15 protein-coding genes are annotated in these 19,837 nt (G+C 34.4%); 11 read left to right on the forward strand and 4 right to left on the reverse strand.

What is annotated here, in order from left to right:
- Positions 1–17: 17 nt before the first annotated feature.
- The gene (locus WN975_RS22875; protein WP_337968491.1) at positions 18–1,433 is read right to left on the reverse strand and encodes an aldehyde dehydrogenase family protein; all 1,416 of its coding nucleotides are present in this window, start codon (positions 1,431–1,433) and stop codon (positions 18–20) included.
- A 206-nt stretch (positions 1,434–1,639) separates the two neighbouring features.
- The gene (locus WN975_RS22880; protein WP_337968492.1) at positions 1,640–2,464 is read right to left on the reverse strand and encodes a universal stress protein; all 825 of its coding nucleotides are present in this window, start codon (positions 2,462–2,464) and stop codon (positions 1,640–1,642) included.
- Positions 2,465–2,641: 177 nt separating this feature from the next.
- Between WN975_RS22880 and rimP the strand changes: the two genes are divergently transcribed.
- The 3 genes from rimP to infB are packed head-to-tail and all read left to right on the forward strand — an operon-like array spanning position 2,642 to position 7,304.
- Positions 2,642–3,106 (forward strand): ribosome assembly cofactor RimP, encoded by a 465-nt coding sequence (gene rimP / locus WN975_RS22885; RefSeq protein WP_337968493.1) that lies wholly within the window; start codon positions 2,642–2,644, stop codon positions 3,104–3,106.
- 13 nt (positions 3,107–3,119) lie between these two features.
- Positions 3,120–4,367, forward strand: coding sequence for a transcription termination factor NusA (nusA, locus tag WN975_RS22890; protein ID WP_099710734.1), 1,248 nt, complete (start codon positions 3,120–3,122; stop codon positions 4,365–4,367).
- Between the two features lie 48 nt (positions 4,368–4,415).
- Positions 4,416–7,304: a translation initiation factor IF-2 gene (gene infB / locus WN975_RS22895; RefSeq protein WP_337968494.1), complete on the forward strand. Its 2,889-nt coding sequence runs from the start codon at positions 4,416–4,418 to the stop codon at positions 7,302–7,304.
- 117 nt (positions 7,305–7,421) lie between these two features.
- On the opposite strand, the gene WN975_RS22900 is transcribed toward infB, so the two are convergent.
- The gene (locus WN975_RS22900) at positions 7,422–8,222 is read right to left on the reverse strand and encodes a helix-turn-helix transcriptional regulator (protein WP_337968495.1); all 801 of its coding nucleotides are present in this window, start codon (positions 8,220–8,222) and stop codon (positions 7,422–7,424) included.
- A gap of 99 nt (positions 8,223–8,321) precedes the next feature.
- Here WN975_RS22900 and WN975_RS22905 point away from each other — a divergent pair, with 99 nt between their 5' ends.
- Positions 8,322–9,530 (forward strand): MFS transporter, encoded by a 1,209-nt coding sequence (locus WN975_RS22905; RefSeq protein ID WP_337968496.1) that lies wholly within the window; start codon positions 8,322–8,324, stop codon positions 9,528–9,530.
- Positions 9,531–9,648: 118 nt separating this feature from the next.
- Here the strand turns inward: WN975_RS22905 and WN975_RS22910 are convergent, their stop codons facing one another.
- Positions 9,649–10,038 carry an SPOR domain-containing protein gene (locus WN975_RS22910; protein ID WP_099710738.1) on the reverse strand — a complete coding sequence of 130 codons (390 nt, stop codon included), beginning with the start codon at positions 10,036–10,038 and terminating at the stop codon, positions 9,649–9,651.
- Positions 10,039–10,257: 219 nt separating this feature from the next.
- Between WN975_RS22910 and WN975_RS22915 the strand changes: the two genes are divergently transcribed.
- Genes WN975_RS22915 through WN975_RS22945 form a run of 7 tightly spaced genes read left to right on the forward strand, consistent with a single transcriptional unit; the run spans position 10,258 to position 19,816 of the window.
- On the forward strand, positions 10,258–11,592 hold the full coding sequence (locus tag WN975_RS22915) for a c-type cytochrome (RefSeq protein WP_337968497.1): 1,335 nt from the start codon (positions 10,258–10,260) through the stop codon (positions 11,590–11,592).
- A gap of 32 nt (positions 11,593–11,624) precedes the next feature.
- Positions 11,625–14,678 (forward strand): TAT-variant-translocated molybdopterin oxidoreductase, encoded by a 3,054-nt coding sequence (locus tag WN975_RS22920; protein WP_337968498.1) that lies wholly within the window; start codon positions 11,625–11,627, stop codon positions 14,676–14,678.
- 34 nt (positions 14,679–14,712) lie between these two features.
- Complete coding sequence (gene nrfD, locus WN975_RS22925) at positions 14,713–16,113, forward strand: NrfD/PsrC family molybdoenzyme membrane anchor subunit (RefSeq protein WP_041516374.1); 1,401 nt, start codon at positions 14,713–14,715, stop codon at positions 16,111–16,113.
- Entirely contained in the window at positions 16,106–16,630 is a 525-nt protein-coding gene (locus WN975_RS22930) for a DUF3341 domain-containing protein (protein WP_041516373.1), read from the forward strand. The genes nrfD and WN975_RS22930 overlap by 8 nt, the downstream gene beginning before the upstream one ends.
- 8 nt (positions 16,631–16,638) lie before the next feature.
- Positions 16,639–17,184 (forward strand): cytochrome c, encoded by a 546-nt coding sequence (locus WN975_RS22935; protein ID WP_121326848.1) that lies wholly within the window; start codon positions 16,639–16,641, stop codon positions 17,182–17,184.
- A 27-nt stretch (positions 17,185–17,211) separates the two neighbouring features.
- Positions 17,212–18,606, forward strand: a complete 1,395-nt coding sequence (locus tag WN975_RS22940; RefSeq protein ID WP_337968499.1) for a quinol:cytochrome C oxidoreductase — start codon at positions 17,212–17,214, stop codon at positions 18,604–18,606.
- A 19-nt stretch (positions 18,607–18,625) separates the two neighbouring features.
- Positions 18,626–19,816 (forward strand): cytochrome c oxidase subunit II, encoded by a 1,191-nt coding sequence (locus WN975_RS22945; RefSeq protein WP_337968500.1) that lies wholly within the window; start codon positions 18,626–18,628, stop codon positions 19,814–19,816.
- Positions 19,817–19,837: the final 21 nt, after the last annotated feature.

Raw genomic sequence — 19,837 nt, forward strand, 5'->3', positions numbered from 1 at the left:
ATCTGTAAGTTTTGTTTTTATTGAATTAATGCTCTTGGTTCAAGATATGCTTCAAGTCCAAGAACTCCGAATTCTCTGCCGATTCCTGATTGTTTAAATCCGCCAAAAGGAGCCATTGGATCATGTCCGATTCCGTTTATCTGAACGCGTCCTGCATTAATTTGTGAAGCAACTTTGTGAGCTCTTTCTTTGTTTGATGAGCTTACATAAGCTTGTAGTCCGTAAGTGGTGTCATTGGCTATTTCAATTGCTTCTTCTTCTGTTTTATAAGTGATAATAGATAAAACAGGGCCAAATATTTCTTCTCTTGCAATGCGCATTTGGTTGTTTACATGGATAAAAACGGTTGGTTTTACGAAATTTCCTTTTTCTAGTCCTTCAGGTTTTCCTAAGCCGCCAACAAGAATTTCTGCGCCTTCATTTATTCCTGTTTTGATGTAATCCTGAACGCGATCATATTGTTTGTTACTAACCATTGGTCCAACTGCTGTTGTTTCGTTTTTTGGGTCGCCAACAATTGTTTTTGAAACTATTTCTTTAACAAGGGTTTTGACTTCTTCAAGTTTATTTTCGGGAACTAATAATCTTGTTCCTGCAATGCAGGCTTGTCCGTTGTTCATGTAAGCGGCAATTATAGCTAACGGAATTGCTTCTGAAAAATTGGCGTCGTCCAAAATGATATTTGGCGATTTTCCACCAAGTTCAAGTGTAACACGTTTCATGGTATTAATGGCTTCTGTGGCAATAATTTTTCCGACAGTAGTTGATCCTGTGAAAGAAATTTTTGCAATATCCGGATTGCGACTTATTTCGGCTCCGACAACTTCGCCAAGTCCGTTTACGATATTAAAAACTCCTTTTGGAAGTTCTGCTTCATGAAGGCATTCTGTGATTAATTGGGTTTGTTGTGCGCTCATTTCGCTTGGTTTTATAACCGTTGTGCATCCTGCTACAATTGCAGTTGATAATTTACTGCATATGAATCCGTTACTTGAATTCCATGGAATAATAATTCCCACAACTCCCAGCGGCGCCATTTGAACTTCAGATTCTCCCATTTTTTTAGTAAAATCATAAGTGTTTAATAGGTTAATCGCAGAGTCAAAACCTTTCAGTATATATTCAAAGCTTATTGTTGAAAATTGCAATGTTCCTCCGTATTCTTCAACCATTACATTTATAAAGTCGGTTTTTCTTTTCTCGATAGCTATTTTTATGTTTTGCAAGTATTGAATTCTTTCTGCAACGGTAGTTTTTGAGAAGGTTTTGAAAGCTGCTTTGGCTGCATTTGTAGCATTTTGGGTATCTTCTTTGTTCCCTAAAAGGACTCTTCCTAGTTTTTCATTTGTTGTTGGGCTTATTAGGTCGAAATATTCTTGTCCTTGCGGAGTAACGAATTCTCCATTAATGTAGATTTTGTCTATTGTTTTCATGTTGTATTGTATTATGATTTTTATTTGACAAATTTCTATATTAATTAGCGCTTCTGTTTTGTTGAAAAGCTCAGATGTACTTTGTTAAAAAGCTCACGTAATTTTTTTTAAACGGAACAAGTGGATGATATTTATATATAAAAAAAGCCTTTCAAACGAAAGGCTTTTGGTGAGAATAAGAGATTTTGTCTTTGTAGAATATTTGCTTAAATCTTAAAAGTAACAACGGGTTTTATGGTATGATTTACTAATCCTTCGCTGATACTTCCGTTGAAAAAATGAGCAAAACCAGTTCTTCCGTGAGTACACATCCCGATAATATCAGCATTAATACTGTTGGCGAAATTGATGATTCCTTTTTCGATATTAGTGTCGTTATAGATGTGAGTGGTGTAATTTGTAAGATTAAATTCAGCTGTAAAATTATCCATAGCTTTTTGGATAACGTGAGTTGGTTTAAAGCTATTTGGAGTGCAAATTGTAACTAAATGAATTTTTGATTCAAAGAATTTAGTGAAGTTCAAAAGTTTTTCGAAAGGTTTTTTAGTTTCTTCAGAAAAATCAGAGGCAAAAACGATATTTCCAACTTTGAAATCTGTAATGTCTTTTTTGATTACCAAAACTGGAATATCAGAATTACGCACTACTTTTTCAGTATTTGAGCCTATTAAAAGTTCTTCAATTCCAGAAGAACCATGTGATCCCATTATGATTAAATCAACTTCATAATCTTTGCTTACCTGAGTAATTCCATGAATTGGCTTGTCCATTTTCACGATTTCAGTTACTTTTATTCCGTCAAGATAAGGTTTTGATGAAATTTCGTCCAGCATTTCGTTTGCCTTTTTCATGAAAAGCATGGTTTCTGGAATGCTCGCGCCGCCTAAAATTGCATCATTCATTTGATGTGGTAATTCAAGCATGTGTAAAATGATAATTTCCGAATCGTTTTTTTGGGCGATTTTTGCAGCAACTTTCAAGGCGTCTTCTGCATGTTCTGAGAAGTCGGTAGGTACTAGAATTCGTTTCATGATTCTTAAGGGGTTAAATAATGTGAAATTCCGTTATTTTAATGCTCTTATAAAGATAAGAAATATTTTTAGAGCAATCTATTTATTTTGATTTATAAAAAAAACACTATATTTGCACCGTTATTTATTAAAATCTAAATAATGAGGGGACTAAGTGTCCCCTCTTTTTATAAAATTATGACATTTAAAGAAAAAGTAAACGGATTAATTACAGAAGCTCTTCTGGAAAAACCATCAATCTTTTTGATTGATCTGGCTATTTCTGACTCTTTTAAAATTAGTGTTGGCTTAGACGGAGATAATGGAGTGGCGCTGCAGGATTGTATCGATATTAGTCGTGCAGTCGAGAATAATCTGGATCGTGAAGAACAGGATTTTTCGCTTGAAGTAGCATCGGTTGGAGTAGGATCACCATTGAAATTGATAAGACAATACAAGAAAAATATTGGTAGAACGTTGATTGTTACTACAAATAATGAAAAAATTGAGGCAGAATTAGTGGAAGCTAACGATGTTTTTATAATTTTGTCTTGGAAAGCAAGAGAACCGAAAAAAGTAGGAAAAGGAAAAGAAACAGTTCAAAAAGAGCAACAAATACCTTATACAGAAATTAAAGAGGCAATTGTTACAGTAACATTTTAATTAAAGAATTCGCATGGAAAATTTAGCATTAATCGATTCATTCTCAGAGTTTAAAGATAATAAACTTATTGATCGTGTAACGCTTATGGCAATTTTAGAGGACGTGTTTAGAAATGCATTGAAGAAAAAATACGGTTCTGATGATAACTTCGATATTATTATTAATCCTGATAAGGGAGATATGGAAATATGGAGAAGAAGAGTAATTGTTGCTGATGAAGATCTTGATTTTGAAAATGAAGAAATTACATTGACAGAAGCTAGAATGATCGAAGCGGATTTTGAAATTGGTGAAGAAGTTTCTGAAGAAGTTAAATTGATTGATTTAGGACGAAGAGCGATTTTAGCTTTACGTCAAAACTTAATATCTAAAATTCACGAACACGATAATACAAATCTTTACAAGCAATTTAAAGATATTATCGGTGATATTTATACTGCCGAAGTGCACCATGTTCGCCCTAGAGTTGTTATCTTAGTTGATGATGAAGGGAACGAAATTGTACTTCCGAAAGAAAAACAAATTCCGTCTGATTTTTTCCGTAAAGGAGATAATGTACGTGGAATCATTGAAAGCGTTGAATTAAAAGGAAACAAACCTCAAATTATTATGTCTAGAACTTCTGAGAAGTTTTTAGAGAAATTATTTGAACAAGAAATTCCTGAAGTTTTCGACGGATTAATTACTGTTAAAAATGTAGTTCGTATTCCTGGTGAAAAAGCAAAAGTAGCGGTAGATTCTTATGATGATAGAATCGATCCTGTTGGAGCTTGTGTTGGTATGAAGGGATCTCGTATTCACGGAATTGTTCGTGAGTTAGGAAACGAAAATATCGACGTTATCAACTATACAAACAACATTCAATTGTTTATTACAAGAGCATTAAGCCCTGCAAAAGTTTCTTCAATTAAAATTGATGAAGAAAACAAAAGAGCTGAAGTATTCTTGAAATTAGAAGAAGTATCTAAAGCAATTGGTAGAGGAGGTCACAATATTAAATTAGCAGGTCAGCTTACAGGCTATGAGCTGGATGTTATTAGAGAAGGTGATGTTGCTAGTGGTGAAGATGATGACGTTGAATTAACTGAGTTTTCAGATGAAATTGAAGGCTGGGTTATCGAAGAATTTGCAAAAATTGGTTTAGATACAGCTAGAAGTATCTTAAAACAAGAAGTAGAAGATTTAGTAAGAAGAACAGATTTAGAAGAGGAAACAATTCTTGATGTTATGAAAATACTAAAAGAAGAGTTTGATAGCTAGTTATCTGCTCTAACAACACAACGAAAAAGGTAATAATAAAAAGGTTATATGTCTGAAGAGAGAGTAATAAGAATAAACAAGGTTTTAAGGGAATTAAATATTTCGTTAGAAAGAGCTGTTGATTATCTAAAAGATAAGGGAATTGCTATTGATGCAAATCCAAATGCAAAAATTTCTGATAGCGAATTTAATATCCTACAAAGCCAATTTGCGGGCGATAAGGGGAATAAGGAAGCTTCTAAAGAGGTAGGAGAAGAGAAAAGAAAAGAAAAAGAAGCATTACGTGTTGAACGTGAGAAAGAAATTGAGGATAAACGCAGACAAGACGAGGAACGCCAAAAGCAACAAGAGGTTATAAAAGCGAGAGCTGTTGTAACTGGACCTGTTCAAGTTGGTAAAATTGATTTAAATCCAAAGAAACCTGCAGTTGTTTCTACTCCTCCTATTGTTGAGGAACCAGTTAAGGCTGAAGAACCAAAAGTAGTTGTTGCTCCAACTCAACCAGAAAAACCTGTTCAAAAAGAAGTTGTACAGCCTGAGCCGATAGTGGCTCCTGTAGTTTCTGAAGAGAAAAAGGTAGAAAAACCTATTATTACAGAGAAAAAAGAAGTAAAAGTGGAAGCTCCTAAAGTAGCACCAGAACCTGTTATTTCGACAGATCCTACAACTGCTGAGGAAACTATCACTACTCAATATCAAAAATTATCTGGAACTACTCTTACTGGGCAAACAATTGATTTATCTCAATTTAATAAGCCTAAGAAAAAGAAAGAAGATCCAAAGATAACTCCTAATAAACCGGGAGCTCCTGGGGCAAATAATAATAACGCTAATAAAAATAAGCGTAAGAGAATTGCTCCTAAGCCTGGAACTCCGGGTGCGCCAAAACCTGCAACAGGTAATGCGCCGGGAACTCCAAACCCAAATAAAATTACACCTAATACCGGTGGTGGTGGATTTAATGCTAACAGAAGTGCAAGACCTGGTTTTGTAAAAGGAAACCGTCCTGCAATTGTAGCTAAAGTTGAGCCTACTGAAGAGGAAGTAAAAAACCAAATTAGAGAGACTCTTGAAAAACTTCAAGGTAAAGGTGGAAAATCAAAAGCTGCTAAATACAGAAGAGATAAAAGAGATACGCACCGTCAGAAATCTGATGAAGAGCAAAGAGCACTTGACGAAGGAAGTAAAACTATTAAAGTTACTGAGTTTGTTACTGTAGGTGAAATTGCAATCATGATGGATGTGCCGATTACTAAAGTAATTGGAACTTGTATGTCTCTTGGTATCATGGTTACCATGAACCAACGTCTGGATGCTGAAACATTAACTATCGTTGCCGATGAATTTGGTTATGAAGTTGAGTTTATCACAGTTGATATTGAAGAAGCAATTGAAGTTGTTGAAGATAAAGAAGAAGACTTAGTAGTAAGAGCACCAATTGTTACTGTAATGGGTCACGTCGATCACGGTAAAACATCTTTACTGGATTATATCCGTAAAGAAAATGTTATCGCTGGTGAGTCTGGAGGTATTACACAGCACATTGGAGCATACGGAGTAACTTTGGATAATGGTCAAAAAATTGCATTTTTAGATACACCGGGTCACGAGGCGTTTACCGCGATGCGTGCACGTGGAGCTCAAGTTACAGATATCGCTATTATTGTTGTAGCGGCGGATGATGATATCATGCCACAAACAAAAGAGGCAATCTCTCACGCACAAGCTGCAGGAGTGCCAATTATATTTGCAATCAATAAAATTGATAAACCAAATGCGAATGTTGAGAAAATCAAAGAACGTTTGGCTAGTATGAATTTACTTGTTGAAGATTGGGGTGGAAAAATTCAGTCACATGATATTTCTGCAAAAGTTGGAACAGGAGTAAAAGAATTATTAGAAAAAGTTTTATTAGAAGCTGAAATTTTAGATTTAAAATCGAATCCAAATAAAGCGGCGCAGGGAACTGTAGTTGAGGCTTTCTTAGATAAAGGAAAAGGATATGTTTCTACAATCTTAGTTCAACACGGAACTTTAAGAGTTGGAGATTATATGTTGGCAGGAAAACATCATGGTAAAATTAAAGCTATGCATGATGAACGTGGACATATTGTTAAAGAAGCTGGTCCATCGACTCCTGTATCTGTTTTGGGTCTTGACGGAGCTGCAACTGCAGGTGATAAGTTTAATGTTTTTGAAGACGAAAAAGAAGCAAAACAAATTGCATCAAAACGTTCTCAATTAATGCGTGAACAATCTGTACGTACACAAAGACATATTACGCTTGACGAAATTGGTCGTCGTATTGCTCTTGGTCAGTTTAAAGAATTGAACGTAATCCTTAAAGGAGACGTTGATGGATCTGTTGAAGCATTATCAGATTCGTTCTCTAAACTTTCTACTGAAGAAATTCAAATTAATATTATCCATAAAGGTGTTGGAGCAATTACTGAAACTGATGTTATGTTGGCTTCTGCTTCTGATGCGATCATTATCGGATTTAACGTTCGTCCTGCTGGAAATGCGAGACAACTTGCAGATAAAGAAGAAATCGATATCCGTTACTATTCTATTATCTATGCTGCTATCGATGACTTGAAAGATGCGATGGAAGGAATGTTAGCTCCTGAGATGAAAGAAGAAATTTTAGGAACAGCTGAAATTCGTGAGATTTTCAAAATTTCTAAAGTTGGTTCTATTGCAGGATGTATGGTTATGGATGGTAAAATCATGAGATCTTCTAAAATTAGAGTTATTAGAGATGGAGTAGTGGTGCATACAGGAGAACTTGTTGCATTGAAACGTTTCAAAGACGATGTTAAAGAAGTTTCTAAGGGTTATGATTGTGGTATCCAGATTAAAGGTTACAATGACATTGAAGAAAGAGATGTTATTGAGGCGTACCATGAAGTTGCTATCAAGAAAAAATTGAAATAAAATTGAAATACTTTTCAAATAAAAAATCCCGAGCAATCGGGATTTTTTTGTTTATATGATTTTGGTTTTTTAAGAAGAATATGTGGTTTACGTAAAATTATTAGCAAGAGGAAGAAATTAGTATTCTGTTTTATTTTCCAAAATATAATTTGATGGGGTTTTGCCTAGATTTTTTTTGAACATAAAAATAAATGCACTGGTTGTTTCGTATCCTAAATCAAATGCAATTTCTTTTATGGATTGTTTTTCTCCTAGTCTTTTTATTGCCTCTAATAATTTTAATCTAATTCTCCAGTCGCTAAAACTCATACCTAGTTCTTTTATGAAAAGTCGGGATAAAGTTCGGCTGCTCATATAAGATAAATCAGCGAAATGTTCGATTGTTTCTTTATTTGCAACATCATTAATTAAAAGATCGATGATGTTTTTGAGTTTTGTGTGATTGCTTGTGGGTAAAAAAGTAGAACTTGGGTAAATTAGGGACAATTCATCCAGAAATACATCCATTATTCTTCTTTGTGTAGGAGTTATGTTTTCATGATCTTCAAAAGAAATAATTTTAAACATTAACTGTTTTAGAAAAACTGAAATATCAAAAGAGAAACTAGTTGATGGCAGATCGTTCGTGTATGCTGGATCGATAAAAACACTATAAAGGTTTACGTCCTTTTGAAAAGATACCTGATGTTCAACTCCGCCTGCAATCCATAATCCTTGTAGGGGATTTACAACCCAAATTTGATTTTCTACAACCACATTCATGACGCCACTTGTTGCATAAAGAAGTTGCGCTCGTGGATGCGAATGCAATGAGCAAATAGCATCTGTAATTGTTTCGGTATATCCCACAACCGGAAGAGATGGATTTATTTGAAATCCAAGGTCAACAACAAGATATGTCTGATAATCGTTATTCATTGTCCAAATGTAGTAATTCTGACAATACAATTTAATAGGATCTTTGTCAAAAATAAATTACTTATAATTTATTAGTGTTCAAAATTAAAATAACAACGTATGTCAAATGTTAAAACACAACCTGAGATAGTTCAAAAAACGATCTATTCTATACTTTTCATTATAAGCTTTTCTCACTTTATTAATGATTTATTGCAAGCAGTAATTCCTTCTGTTTATCCTTTATTTAAAGAAAAATTTGATTTGAGTTTTGCTCAGATTGGTATGATAACATTTACGTACCAACTTACTGCTTCTATTTTACAACCTTTTGTGGGTATGTATACAGATAAAAAATCAAAGCCGTATTCGTTAATTGTAGGAATGAGCTTTACGTTATTAGGACTGCTTTTTGTGTCCATTGCATCAAGTTTTACTTATTTGTTGCTAGCGGTTAGTTTGATAGGTATTGGTTCTTCTATTTTTCATCCGGAATCTTCAAGAGTGGCACATTTAGCGTCAGGAGGAAAAAGAGGATTGGCGCAATCTATTTTTCAACTGGGAGGGAATGCAGGTAGTGCAGTTGGTCCTTTATTGGCTGCTTTAATTGTTATTCCGTACGGACAATTCTATATAATTTGGTTTTGCCTGATTGCCTTAATTGGAATTTTTGTTTTATATAAAATAGCAATTTGGTACAGTGCACATTTAGAGTTAAAACGACAAAATAAAGGAGCATCACATGGAGTTTTTACGCATCAATTGTCTAAAAAAAGAGTAGTGTTTTCATTGATTATTCTATTAATCTTAATTTTTTCGAAATACTTTTATTTGGCAAGTATTACGAGTTATTACACATTTTTTCTGATTGATAAGTTTAATGTTTCGATTCAGGAGTCACAGATTTATTTATTTGCTTTTTTGGGGGCAGTTGCAGCCGGTACATTAGTCGGTGGACCTTTGGGAGATAGGTTTGGGAGAAAATATGTGATTTGGATTTCTATCTTAGGAGTTGCACCATTTACTCTTTTACTGCCATATGTGTCGTTATTCTGGGTTGGTATTTTGTCAGTAATAATTGGATTGATAATTTCCTCTGCATTTTCAGCTATTTTGGTTTACGCGACAGAATTATTGCCGGGTAAAGTTGGTTTGGTAGCTGGATTGTTTTTTGGTTTTGCTTTTGGAATGGGAGGTTTAGGATCGGCTATTTTAGGTAAATTAGCTGATTTAACCAGTATAGCTTATGTTTTTAAAATCTGCGCGTTTTTGCCTTTGATTGGTATTTTGACAGGTTTTTTGCCTAATATTGAGAGTAAAAAAGAATAATTCTATTTTTGAATTTTAATTGCTGTCGCATTCTTGTAATTTGATATGTATCGGTATAAAAAAAAGCATCAGTTGCGACTGATGCTTTTTTTGTTTTTAAGTGTTTTTCTGGAAGATTTTATTTGCTTGGTTTAATCAAAAATACACTTTTGTACTTTTTCTTGATTTCAGCTAAATTTCTTTCTGCTTCGATTCTTGTTTTAAAATTTCCAACGATTACTTTGTAGTTAGGTGTGTTGAAAATTATTGTACCGTCGATATCACTATTTTCTCTTTTGAAATCTGCTAGTGCTTTTTTTGCTTCCTCGCTTTTCCCGCTAAAAATTTGAATTTTATAAGTGTCGTTTGTGTTTATTGACGTGTTAATTTTGCGCTTGTCGTTTAATAATTGCTCAAATTTGGGATCTTGATTTAGTGTTAAATTTTGGTCTTGAGCATGAATGTTATATGCTAAAGTGAACATTGCTAGTGTTAAGAAAACTCTTTTTGAGTGGGTTAAAATTCTCATAATGTGATGGTTTTTATGCAAAAATAGTATTTAAAGTTTGTATGGAAAATTTTAATATTATTTAGAATTGATATAAATTGATATTTAAGAGTATTTTAAGGTTTTGAGAATAGTTCATAAGTCGTATTTTTGTGCAAGTTTTAAAAGAAGGTATTAGTTTTTTGTTGATTTACTACAGAAAAAATCATACCAAAAATTAGTAGATAATTATTATACTATATGAAAAAGGTGGGTAACCATAATTCGATCTCCAGAAAATTGCTGCTTAGCTTATCGCTAACGCTAATTTTCTCCCTAACTTCATTTGCTCAAGATGCTGCTGCTGCTCCGGCGGCGCCTGCTGCTGCCGCTCCGGCTGCAACTTCAGGTGGTGATCCAGTAAAAGGGAAAGAACTTTTTAATGCAAATTGCGCTGCATGTCACAAATTAGATGCTAAGTCAACAGGTCCTGCTTTAAGAGGAGTTGCTGCTAAGCACGAAATGGCTTGGATCTACAAGTGGGTTCACAACAGTTCTGAAGTAATTAAGTCAGGTGATGCTGTTGCTGTGAAATTATTTGAAGAAAACAATAAGTCTGTAATGACTTCTTTTCCTCAATTATCTACAGGTGATATTGATAATATTATCGCTTATACTTCTGAAGTAAAAGCTGAGCCTGTACCGGGTGCTCCTGGTTCTGCTGCGCCTCCGGGAACTGCTGTTGAAGGCGGTGGAATTTCAAATAATGTTATTTTAGGTGCTCTTGCACTTGTTATGGCTATTTTGGTTGTGATGTTGTTCATGGTGAACAAAGTATTGACTAAAGTTGCTAGTAATAACGGAATTGAAGTTGCTCCTAGAGAAGCAAGAACTCCAATCTGGAAAGCTTTTGCTAAAAACCAATTCCTGGTATTAGTTACTTCTATATTCTTGCTTTTGGCAAGTGGTTATTTTGTTTATGCTTTCTTAATGCAAGTAGGTGTTGATCAAAATTATGAGCCAATTCAGCCAATTCATTATTCTCATAAAATTCACGCAGGAGATAACGAGATCAATTGTAAATATTGTCACTCTGCTGCTCGTGTGAGTAAAAATGCAGGTATTCCATCTTTGAATGTTTGTATGAACTGTCATAAAAATATTTCTGAAGTTGCTGAGTCTACTGCTACTCCTGAGTACAGTAAGGCTTACTACGATGGTGAAATCCAGAAGTTGTATACTGCTGTTGGTTGGGATAAAGCCAAACAAGCATATACAGGAAAAACGCAGCCTGTAAAATGGGTTCGTATTCATAATCTTCCTGATTTTGTTTACTTCAACCACTCTCAACACGTAACTGTTGCAGGAGTTGAATGTCAAACTTGTCACGGTCCAGTGCAGGAATTTGAGATCATGAAGCAATATTCTAAATTAACAATGGGATGGTGTGTTGATTGCCATAGAAAAACTGATGTTAAGATGGAAGGAAATGCATATTATGATAAAATTCATGCTGAACTTTCTAAAAAATACGGTGTAGAGAAATTGACTGCAGCGCAAATGGGAGGTTTAGAATGCGGTAAATGCCACTATTAATCGAATTATTAAGATTTTAATATTTATATACAATGTCATCAAACAAAAAATACTGGAAAAGTGTTGAAGAACTAGAAAATAGTTCTATTGTTGAGGCGCTTAGAAATAACGAATTCGTTGAAGAAATTCCTACAGAAGAATTCTTAGGGAATGCAGATGCTTTAGCTCAATCTGGAACTTCACGTCGTGACTTTTTAAAGTACGTAGGATTTAGTACTGCAGCGGTAACTCTAGCTGCCTGCGAAGGTCCGGTTCACAAGTCTATCCCTTACGTGTTACAACCAGAACAAATCATTCCTGGTGTTGCAGATTATTATGCAACTACTGTTTTTGATGGTTTTGATTTTGCTAACTTATTAGTGAAAACTCGTGAAGGTCGTCCAATTAAAATTGATAACAATACTATTTCTGGAGCTAAGTTTTCAGCCAATGCTAGAATTCATGCATCTATCTTATCTTTATATGATAGCATGCGTTTGAAAGAACCTAAATTGGAAGGAAAAAATAGTAGCTGGTCTGCTGTTGATTTGAAAATAAAATCAAGTCTTGCTGATGCAAAAGCAAAAGGTGGACAAGTGGTATTGTTGACAAATACTTTAGCGAGTCCATCTACTGAGAAGTTAATAGGTGAATTTATTGCTAAAAACCCAAATGCAAAACACGTTGTTTATGACGCTGTTTCTTCTTCTGAAGCATTAGATGCATTTGAAACAGTTTACGGTGAAAGAGCTCTTGTTGATTACGATTTTTCAAAAGCTTCTTTAATTGTTTCTGTTGGAGCTGATTTCTTAGGAGATTGGCAAGGAGGTGGGTACGATGCAGGATATGCTCAGGGACGTATTCCGCAAAACGGAAAAATGTCTCGTCATTTTCAGTTCGAATCAAACATGACATTGTCTGGTGCTGCTGCTGATAAGCGTATTCCGATGACTCCAGCGGATCAAAAACAAGCATTAGTTTTGGTTTATAATATTATTGCAGGTGCTTCTGTTCCGGTTTCTTTGGATGCTAAATTTAAAACAGAAGTTACTAAAGCTGCTCAACAGTTAAAAGCTGCTGGTTCTAAAGGAGTTTTAGTATCTGGAATTGAAGATAAAAATGCTCAATTATTAGTTTTAGCTATCAATCAGGTATTGGCTAGTGAAGCTTTTAATACAGCTGGTACAAGACAAATTAGAAAAGGTTCTAATGCGGTTGTATCTCAATTAATAAAAGATATGAATGCTGGAAGTGTTCATACTTTAATCATGAGTGGTATTAATCCGGTTTATACATTAGCTGATTCAGCTTCTTTTGTATCTGGATTGAAAAAAGTAAAAACTTCAGTTGCTTTCTCTTTAAAAGAAGATGAAACTGCTTCAGTTACTACTATTGCTGCTCCGGCTCCTCATTATTTAGAATCTTGGGGTGATGTTGTGATTACTAAAGGAACTTATAGTTTAACTCAGCCAACTATTCGTCCTATTTTCAATACAAAACAATTTCAAGACGTTTTATTATCATTAAACGGAGTTACTGGAAATTTCTACGATTATCTTAAAGCTAGTTCAGCTGGGATTATTGCTGGTTCTTCTTGGAATAAAGTTTTACATGATGGTGTTTTTGTAATTGGTTCTACTGCTTTATCTGCAGGTTCTGTTGATTATGCTGCTGCTGCAAATGCGGTTTCAAAATCAAAAGCTGCAGGAGAATTTGAATTAGTATTGTATACTAAAACAGGTTTAGGAGATGGACAACAAGCAAACAACCCTTGGTTGCAAGAGTTTCCGGATCCAATCACAAGAGTTTCTTGGGATAACTATGTTACAGTTTCTAATGCTGATGCTAAAAAACTTGGTTTAACAAATGAGATTGTTGCTAACGGAGGTCTAAACGGAAGTTATGCTACAATTACTACTGCTGACGGTTTAAAATTAGAAAATGTTCCAGTTATTGTTCAACCAGGACAAGCTGTTGGAACAGTTGGTTTAGCAGTTGGTTATGGTCGTAAAGCGGCTTTAAAAGAAGAAATGGTTGTAGGTTTAAATGCTTACGCTTTATATAAAAATTTCAATAGTGTTCAATCTGTTTCTATTGCGAAAGCAAATGGAGTACATGAGTTTGCTTGTGTTCAAGGACAGAAAACATTAATGGGTAGAGGTGATATTATTAAAGAAACTACTCTTGAAATCTTTAATACTAAAGATGCTGAATTTTGGAACGAACAACCAATGGTATCTTTAGATCACGAAGAAGTAAAAGCTACTACTGTCGATTTATGGGAATCATTTGATCGTTCTACAGGACATCACTTTAACCTTTCGATTGACTTGAACGCTTGTACAGGATGTGGAGCATGTGTTATTGCTTGTCATGCTGAAAACAACGTTCCTGTTGTAGGAAAAGCTGAAGTAAGAAGAAGTCGTGATATGCACTGGTTGCGTATTGACAGATATTATTCTTCTGAAAGTACTTTTGAAGGAGATAACGAAAGAAAAGAGAATATTGCTGGTTTATCTAGTTCATTATCTACATTTAATGAAATGGAAAAAGCTGGAGATAATCCACAAGTTTCATTCCAGCCAGTTATGTGTCAGCACTGTAATCACGCGCCATGTGAGACAGTTTGTCCAGTTGCTGCAACATCTCATGGTCGTGAAGGTCAAAACCACATGGCATACAACAGATGTGTTGGTACTCGTTATTGTGCAAACAACTGTCCATATAAAGTACGTCGTTTCAACTGGTTCTTGTATAACAAAAACAGTGAATTCGATTATCATATGAATGACGATTTAGGTCGTATGGTGTTAAATCCAGACGTAAACGTTCGTTCTCGTGGTGTTATGGAAAAATGTTCAATGTGTATTCAAATGACACAAGCTACTAAATTAAAAGCTAAAAACGAAGGTCGCCCAGTTGCTGATGGCGAATTCCAAACAGCTTGTTCTAACGCTTGTTCTTCTGGAGCAATGATATTTGGTGATGTTAATGATAAAGAAAGTAAAGTTGCTAAATTAGCGGCTGATGAAAGATCATATCACTTATTAGAGCATGTAGGAACAAAACCTAATGTGGTTTACCATGTTAAAGTTAGAAATACTTAGAATAAATTATTAATTAAGAAACATATAAAGGATTATGTCGTCTCACTACGAAGCACCCATTAGAAAACCTTTAGTTATAGGTGATAAATCTTATCACGATGTAACTGTAGATGTAGCTGCACCTGTTGAAGGTCCTGCAAACAAACATTGGTGGATTGTATTTTCAATCGCATTAATAGCCTTCCTTTGGGGGTTAGGTTGTATAATTTACACCGTATCTACCGGTATTGGAACATGGGGATTAAATAAAACAGTTGGTTGGGCTTGGGATATCACGAACTTCGTTTGGTGGGTTGGTATTGGTCACGCCGGAACATTAATTTCTGCGGTATTATTACTTTTCCGTCAACGTTGGAGAATGGCGATTAACCGTTCTGCAGAAGCTATGACTATCTTCTCAGTAGTTCAAGCAGGTTTATTTCCAATTATTCACATGGGACGTCCATGGTTAGCATACTGGGTTTTACCTATTCCAAATCAATTTGGATCTTTATGGGTAAACTTTAACTCACCATTACTTTGGGACGTTTTCGCAATTTCAACGTATCTTTCAGTATCATTAGTTTTCTGGTGGACTGGTTTATTACCTGACTTTGCAATGCTACGTGATAGAGCGGTAACACCTTTTACAAAAAGAGTTTATTCTATCCTAAGTTTCGGATGGAGTGGAAGAGCTAAAGATTGGCAACGTTTTGAAGAAGTATCATTAGTATTAGCTGGTTTAGCTACACCTCTTGTACTTTCTGTACACACGATTGTATCTATGGACTTTGCTACTTCTGTAATTCCTGGATGGCATACAACAATTTTTCCTCCATACTTCGTTGCTGGAGCGGTATTCTCAGGATTTGCGATGGTAAATACATTGTTGATCGTTATGAGAAAAGTATCTAATCTTGAAGCTTATATTACATTACAACATATCGAATTAATGAACATTGTAATCATGATTACTGGTTCTATCGTTGGGGTTGCATATATCACTGAGTTATTTGTAGCTTGGTATTCAGGTGTAGAGTATGAGCAATATGCATTCTTGAACAGAGCTACCGGACCTTACTGGTGGGCATATTGGTCAATGATGACTTGTAACGTTTTCTCTCCACAGTTTATGTGGTTCAAGAAATTAAGAACAAGTATCATGTTCTCATTTATTATTTCAATTGTTGTAAACATCGGAATGTGGTTTGAAAGATTCGTAATTATTGTTACTTCTTTGCATAGAGATTACCTTCCATCTTCTTGGACAATGTTTTCACCAACATTTGTTGATATTGGAATTTTCATCGGAACGATTGGTTTCTTCTTCGTATTGTTTTTATTGTACTCTAGAACATTCCCTGTAATTGCTCAGGCAGAGGTTAAAACAATTTTGAAAGGAACAGGAGATAATTACATTAGAGAAAGAGCAAATAAAGATTCACATCATGAGTAATAAAGTAATATACGCCATTTATAATGACGATGATATTTTGATGGATGCAGTAAAGAAAACTAGAGCTGCTCATCATCATATTGAAGAGGTTTTTACTCCATTCCCAGTTCACGGATTGGATAAAGCTATGGGTTTAGCACCAACAAGATTAGCAATTTGTGCATTTTTATATGGATGTGTTGGTATTTCTGTTGCAACAACCATGATGAGTTATATCATGATTCATGATTGGCCACAGGATATTGGAGGTAAACCAAGTTTTAGCTTCATTCAAAATATGCCTGCATTTGTACCAATTATGTTTGAGATGACAGTATTTTTTGCTGCTCACTTAATGGTTATTACTTTTTATATGAGAAGTAGATTGTGGCCATTCAAAGAAGCTGAGAATCCTGATGTAAGAACAACAGATGACCATTTTTTAATGGAAGTTGCTGTAAATGATAACGAAGCAGAACTAGTTTCTTTTTTCGAAGGTACAGGAGCTGTTGAAGTTAAAGTAATTGAAAAGAATTAATTGTAGCTATGAAAAGGATATATAAAATAACACTTTTAGTTGGTATAACTATTTTAGTTTCATCTTGCCACAATAATTCGGCACCAAACTATCAGTATTTCCCTAATATGTATGAATCTGTAGGTTATGAAACCTATTCAGAAGCAAAAATATTCAAAGGTGGAAAAGAAGGACAACTTCCTGCAGAAGGAAGTATCAATAGAGGTTTTGAGCCTTATGAATATGAAAATTCAACTGCAGGTTATGAATTAGCAAAAGCTAATTTAAAATCTCCTTTGGATTCTATCGAAAGAAATTCCGGAAAAGGAAAAGAACTTTTCGAAATTTACTGTATTAGTTGTCATGGTGCAACTGGAAACGGTAAAGGTAAATTGGTTGAAAGAGAAAAATTTCTTGGAGTACCTAACTATAAAGACAGAGACATCACTGAAGGAAGTATCTTTCACGTTGAAACTTATGGTCTAAATGCAATGGGTTCGCATGCAAATCAATTAAGTGCCCACGAACGTTGGTTAGTTGCTGACTATGTTCTAAAACTAAGAAGCCAATTATAATTGTTGAACAAACTGATCGTAATAGATATGTATACATTTTCAAGTAAATTAAAAACTTTTTCTATCATCCTAATGGCCCTTGGTATATTAGGAATTGGATATGGTTTTTTAACTGCTCCTAAAGATATTCAAGAAGTTGAAAAAATTCTAGCTGCAGATGCACATGGATCTCATGGTGCTGCACATGAAGCAACAGCAGAAACATCACATCAAGAAGCTGGACATCACGAAGCTGCTGAAGCTTCACATGAATCACACAAAGGTGGTGAGCATGAAACAGTAAATGCTGCTGATGAGCACAAAGAACATTTAACGCATGTATTGCACCAATTGCAAAATAAGCCTTGGTCAGCTTTATATGTTGCTTGTATTTTCTTCTTACTACTTTCTATGGGAACTTTAGCATTTTATGCTATTCAACAAGTTGCTCAGGCAGGTTGGTCTCCGGTATTATTTAGAGTAATGCAAGGAATCACGGCTTACTTACCTGTAGGTTCAATTATTTTCTTTGTTATTTTAATTCTTTGCGGATTACACTTTAATCATATTTTTGTATGGTTAGGTGAAGGGGTTACAGATCCTGCTAGTGCAAATTATGATAAAATTATTGCTGGTAAAGCAGGTTATTTAAATTTCACTTTCTGGATTATTAGAGCAGCTATCTTTTTAATAGGATGGAACTTATACCGTTACCAATCTAGAAAAAATTGCTTAGCTCAAGATGACGCTAACGATGATCTATACTACAAAAAGAACTTTAAGTTAACTGCTGGTTTCTTAGTATTCTTTATCGTATCTGAGTCTATTATGTCTTGGGATTGGATTATGTCAATTGATCCACACTGGTTCAGTACTTTATTTGGATGGTATGTTTTCGCATCTTTCTTTGTAAGTGGTATCACTGCAATTGCATTAGTAACTGTTTACTTAAAATCTAAAGGATATTTAGAGTATGTAAATACAAGCCACATTCACGATTTAGCTAAATTTATGTTTGGTATTAGTGTTTTCTGGACTTATTTATGGTTCTCTCAATTCATGTTAATTTGGTATGCTAACATTCCGGAAGAGGTAACTTACTTCGTAACAAGAATTCAATTATACAATTTACCATTCTTTGGTGCTGTAGTTATGAACTTTGTGTTCCCATTATTAATATTAATCAACACAGACTTCAAACGTCTTAGCTGGGTTATTGTAATGGCAGGTACTGTTATCTTACTAGGTCACTATGTAGATTTCTTTAATATGATTATGCCTGGTACAGTTGGAGATAAATGGTTTATTGGAGTTCCTGAAATTGCATCTATACTTTTCTTCTTAGGTTTATTTATTTTTGTTGTATTTACTGCATTAACTAAAGCTCCTTTGTTAGCAAAAAGAAATCCTTTCATTGAAGAAAGTAAACATTTTCATTATTAATATTTAAAGAAGTAAACAGATGACAAGTTTGTTGGTAATTATAGTTTTAGTTTTATTAGCAGTTGCATTATGGCAATTGACCAAGATATTTGATCTTACTCAAGTAGGATCTTCTTCGGACGATTCTCAGGTTGCATCGGATAATGATAATAATATTCAAGGGTATATTATGTTTGGCTTCTTGGCATTCATATATATATTTACGATTTATGGTTTACTAAAATGGGGTGGTTTAGCACTTCATACTCCAGCTTCAGAGCATGGACTTTTAGTAGATAACTTAATGAATATTACTTGGGTTTTAATTTTTGTAGTTCAATTTATTACACAAGGATTATTATATTGGTTCTCTTTCAAAAATAGAGGTCATAAAGATAGAAAAGCATTATTCTTTGCTGATAGTAATAAATTAGAAGCAATTTGGAGTATTATTCCATCTGTAGTTTTGGCTTGTTTGATTCTTTACGGATTGTACGCTTGGAACAACATTATGTTCGTTGATAAAGATGAAGATGTAATCGAAATCGAATTATATGCTCAACAATTTAAATGGACTGCAAGATATGCTGGACAAGATAATGTTTTAGGAAAAGCTAACGTACGTTTAATTGAAGGTGTAAATACTTTAGGAGTTGATATGTCAGATCCTAATTCTCAAGATGATATCGTAGTTTCTGAATTACATATTCCAAAAGGTAAAAAAATACATTTCAAAATGCGTTCTCAAGACGTATTGCACTCAGCTTACATGCCTCACTTTAGAGCGCAAATGAACTGTGTTCCTGGAATGGTTACTGAGTTTGCTTTTATTCCAACTTACACAACTTCTGAATACAGAGAGTTACCATTCATGGTAGAAAAAGTTGCGAACATCAATAAACTTAGAGCTGAAAAAAGTGTTGAGTTAGTTGCTAAAGGTGGTACAGCTTTAGATCCTTATACATTTGATTATTTATTATTATGTAATAAAATTTGTGGAGCTTCTCATTACAACATGCAAATGAAAGTTGTTGTTGATACTCCTGAAGAGTATAAAAAATGGTTAAGCGAAAAAACTACTTTAGCTCAGGATATTAAAGCGGCTGAAGCTGCTAAGAAACCAGCTGAAGAAGCAGGAGCGAAAGCGACTACAGATAGTACTGCTAAAGATACTGTTAAAGCAGTTATAGATACTGTAAAAGCAGTTGTAGCTAAAGTTGCTATGAAATAATATTTATTAAGAAAATTTAAA

This window comes from uncultured Flavobacterium sp., from assembly GCF_951805225.1.
Lineage (GTDB): Bacteria > Bacteroidota > Bacteroidia > Flavobacteriales > Flavobacteriaceae > Flavobacterium.

Excerpts from the sequence above, each read along its gene's own strand:
- WN975_RS22875 (WP_337968491.1), bottom strand. The coding sequence starts at position 1,433 with ATGAAAACAATAGACAAAATCTACATTAATGGAGAATTCGTTACTCCG.
- WN975_RS22880 (WP_337968492.1), bottom strand. The coding sequence starts at position 2,464 with ATGAAACGAATTCTAGTACCTACCGACTTCTCAGAACATGCAGAAGAC.
- rimP (WP_337968493.1), top strand. The coding sequence starts at position 2,642 with ATGACATTTAAAGAAAAAGTAAACGGATTAATTACAGAAGCTCTTCTG.
- nusA (WP_099710734.1), top strand. The coding sequence starts at position 3,120 with ATGGAAAATTTAGCATTAATCGATTCATTCTCAGAGTTTAAAGATAAT.
- infB (WP_337968494.1), top strand. The coding sequence starts at position 4,416 with ATGTCTGAAGAGAGAGTAATAAGAATAAACAAGGTTTTAAGGGAATTA.
- WN975_RS22900 (WP_337968495.1), bottom strand. The coding sequence starts at position 8,222 with ATGAATAACGATTATCAGACATATCTTGTTGTTGACCTTGGATTTCAA.
- WN975_RS22905 (WP_337968496.1), top strand. The coding sequence starts at position 8,322 with ATGTCAAATGTTAAAACACAACCTGAGATAGTTCAAAAAACGATCTAT.
- WN975_RS22910 (WP_099710738.1), bottom strand. The coding sequence starts at position 10,038 with ATGAGAATTTTAACCCACTCAAAAAGAGTTTTCTTAACACTAGCAATG.
- WN975_RS22915 (WP_337968497.1), top strand. The coding sequence starts at position 10,258 with ATGAAAAAGGTGGGTAACCATAATTCGATCTCCAGAAAATTGCTGCTT.
- WN975_RS22920 (WP_337968498.1), top strand. The coding sequence starts at position 11,625 with ATGTCATCAAACAAAAAATACTGGAAAAGTGTTGAAGAACTAGAAAAT.
- nrfD (WP_041516374.1), top strand. The coding sequence starts at position 14,713 with ATGTCGTCTCACTACGAAGCACCCATTAGAAAACCTTTAGTTATAGGT.
- WN975_RS22930 (WP_041516373.1), top strand. The coding sequence starts at position 16,106 with ATGAGTAATAAAGTAATATACGCCATTTATAATGACGATGATATTTTG.
- WN975_RS22935 (WP_121326848.1), top strand. The coding sequence starts at position 16,639 with ATGAAAAGGATATATAAAATAACACTTTTAGTTGGTATAACTATTTTA.
- WN975_RS22940 (WP_337968499.1), top strand. The coding sequence starts at position 17,212 with ATGTATACATTTTCAAGTAAATTAAAAACTTTTTCTATCATCCTAATG.
- WN975_RS22945 (WP_337968500.1), top strand. The coding sequence starts at position 18,626 with ATGACAAGTTTGTTGGTAATTATAGTTTTAGTTTTATTAGCAGTTGCA.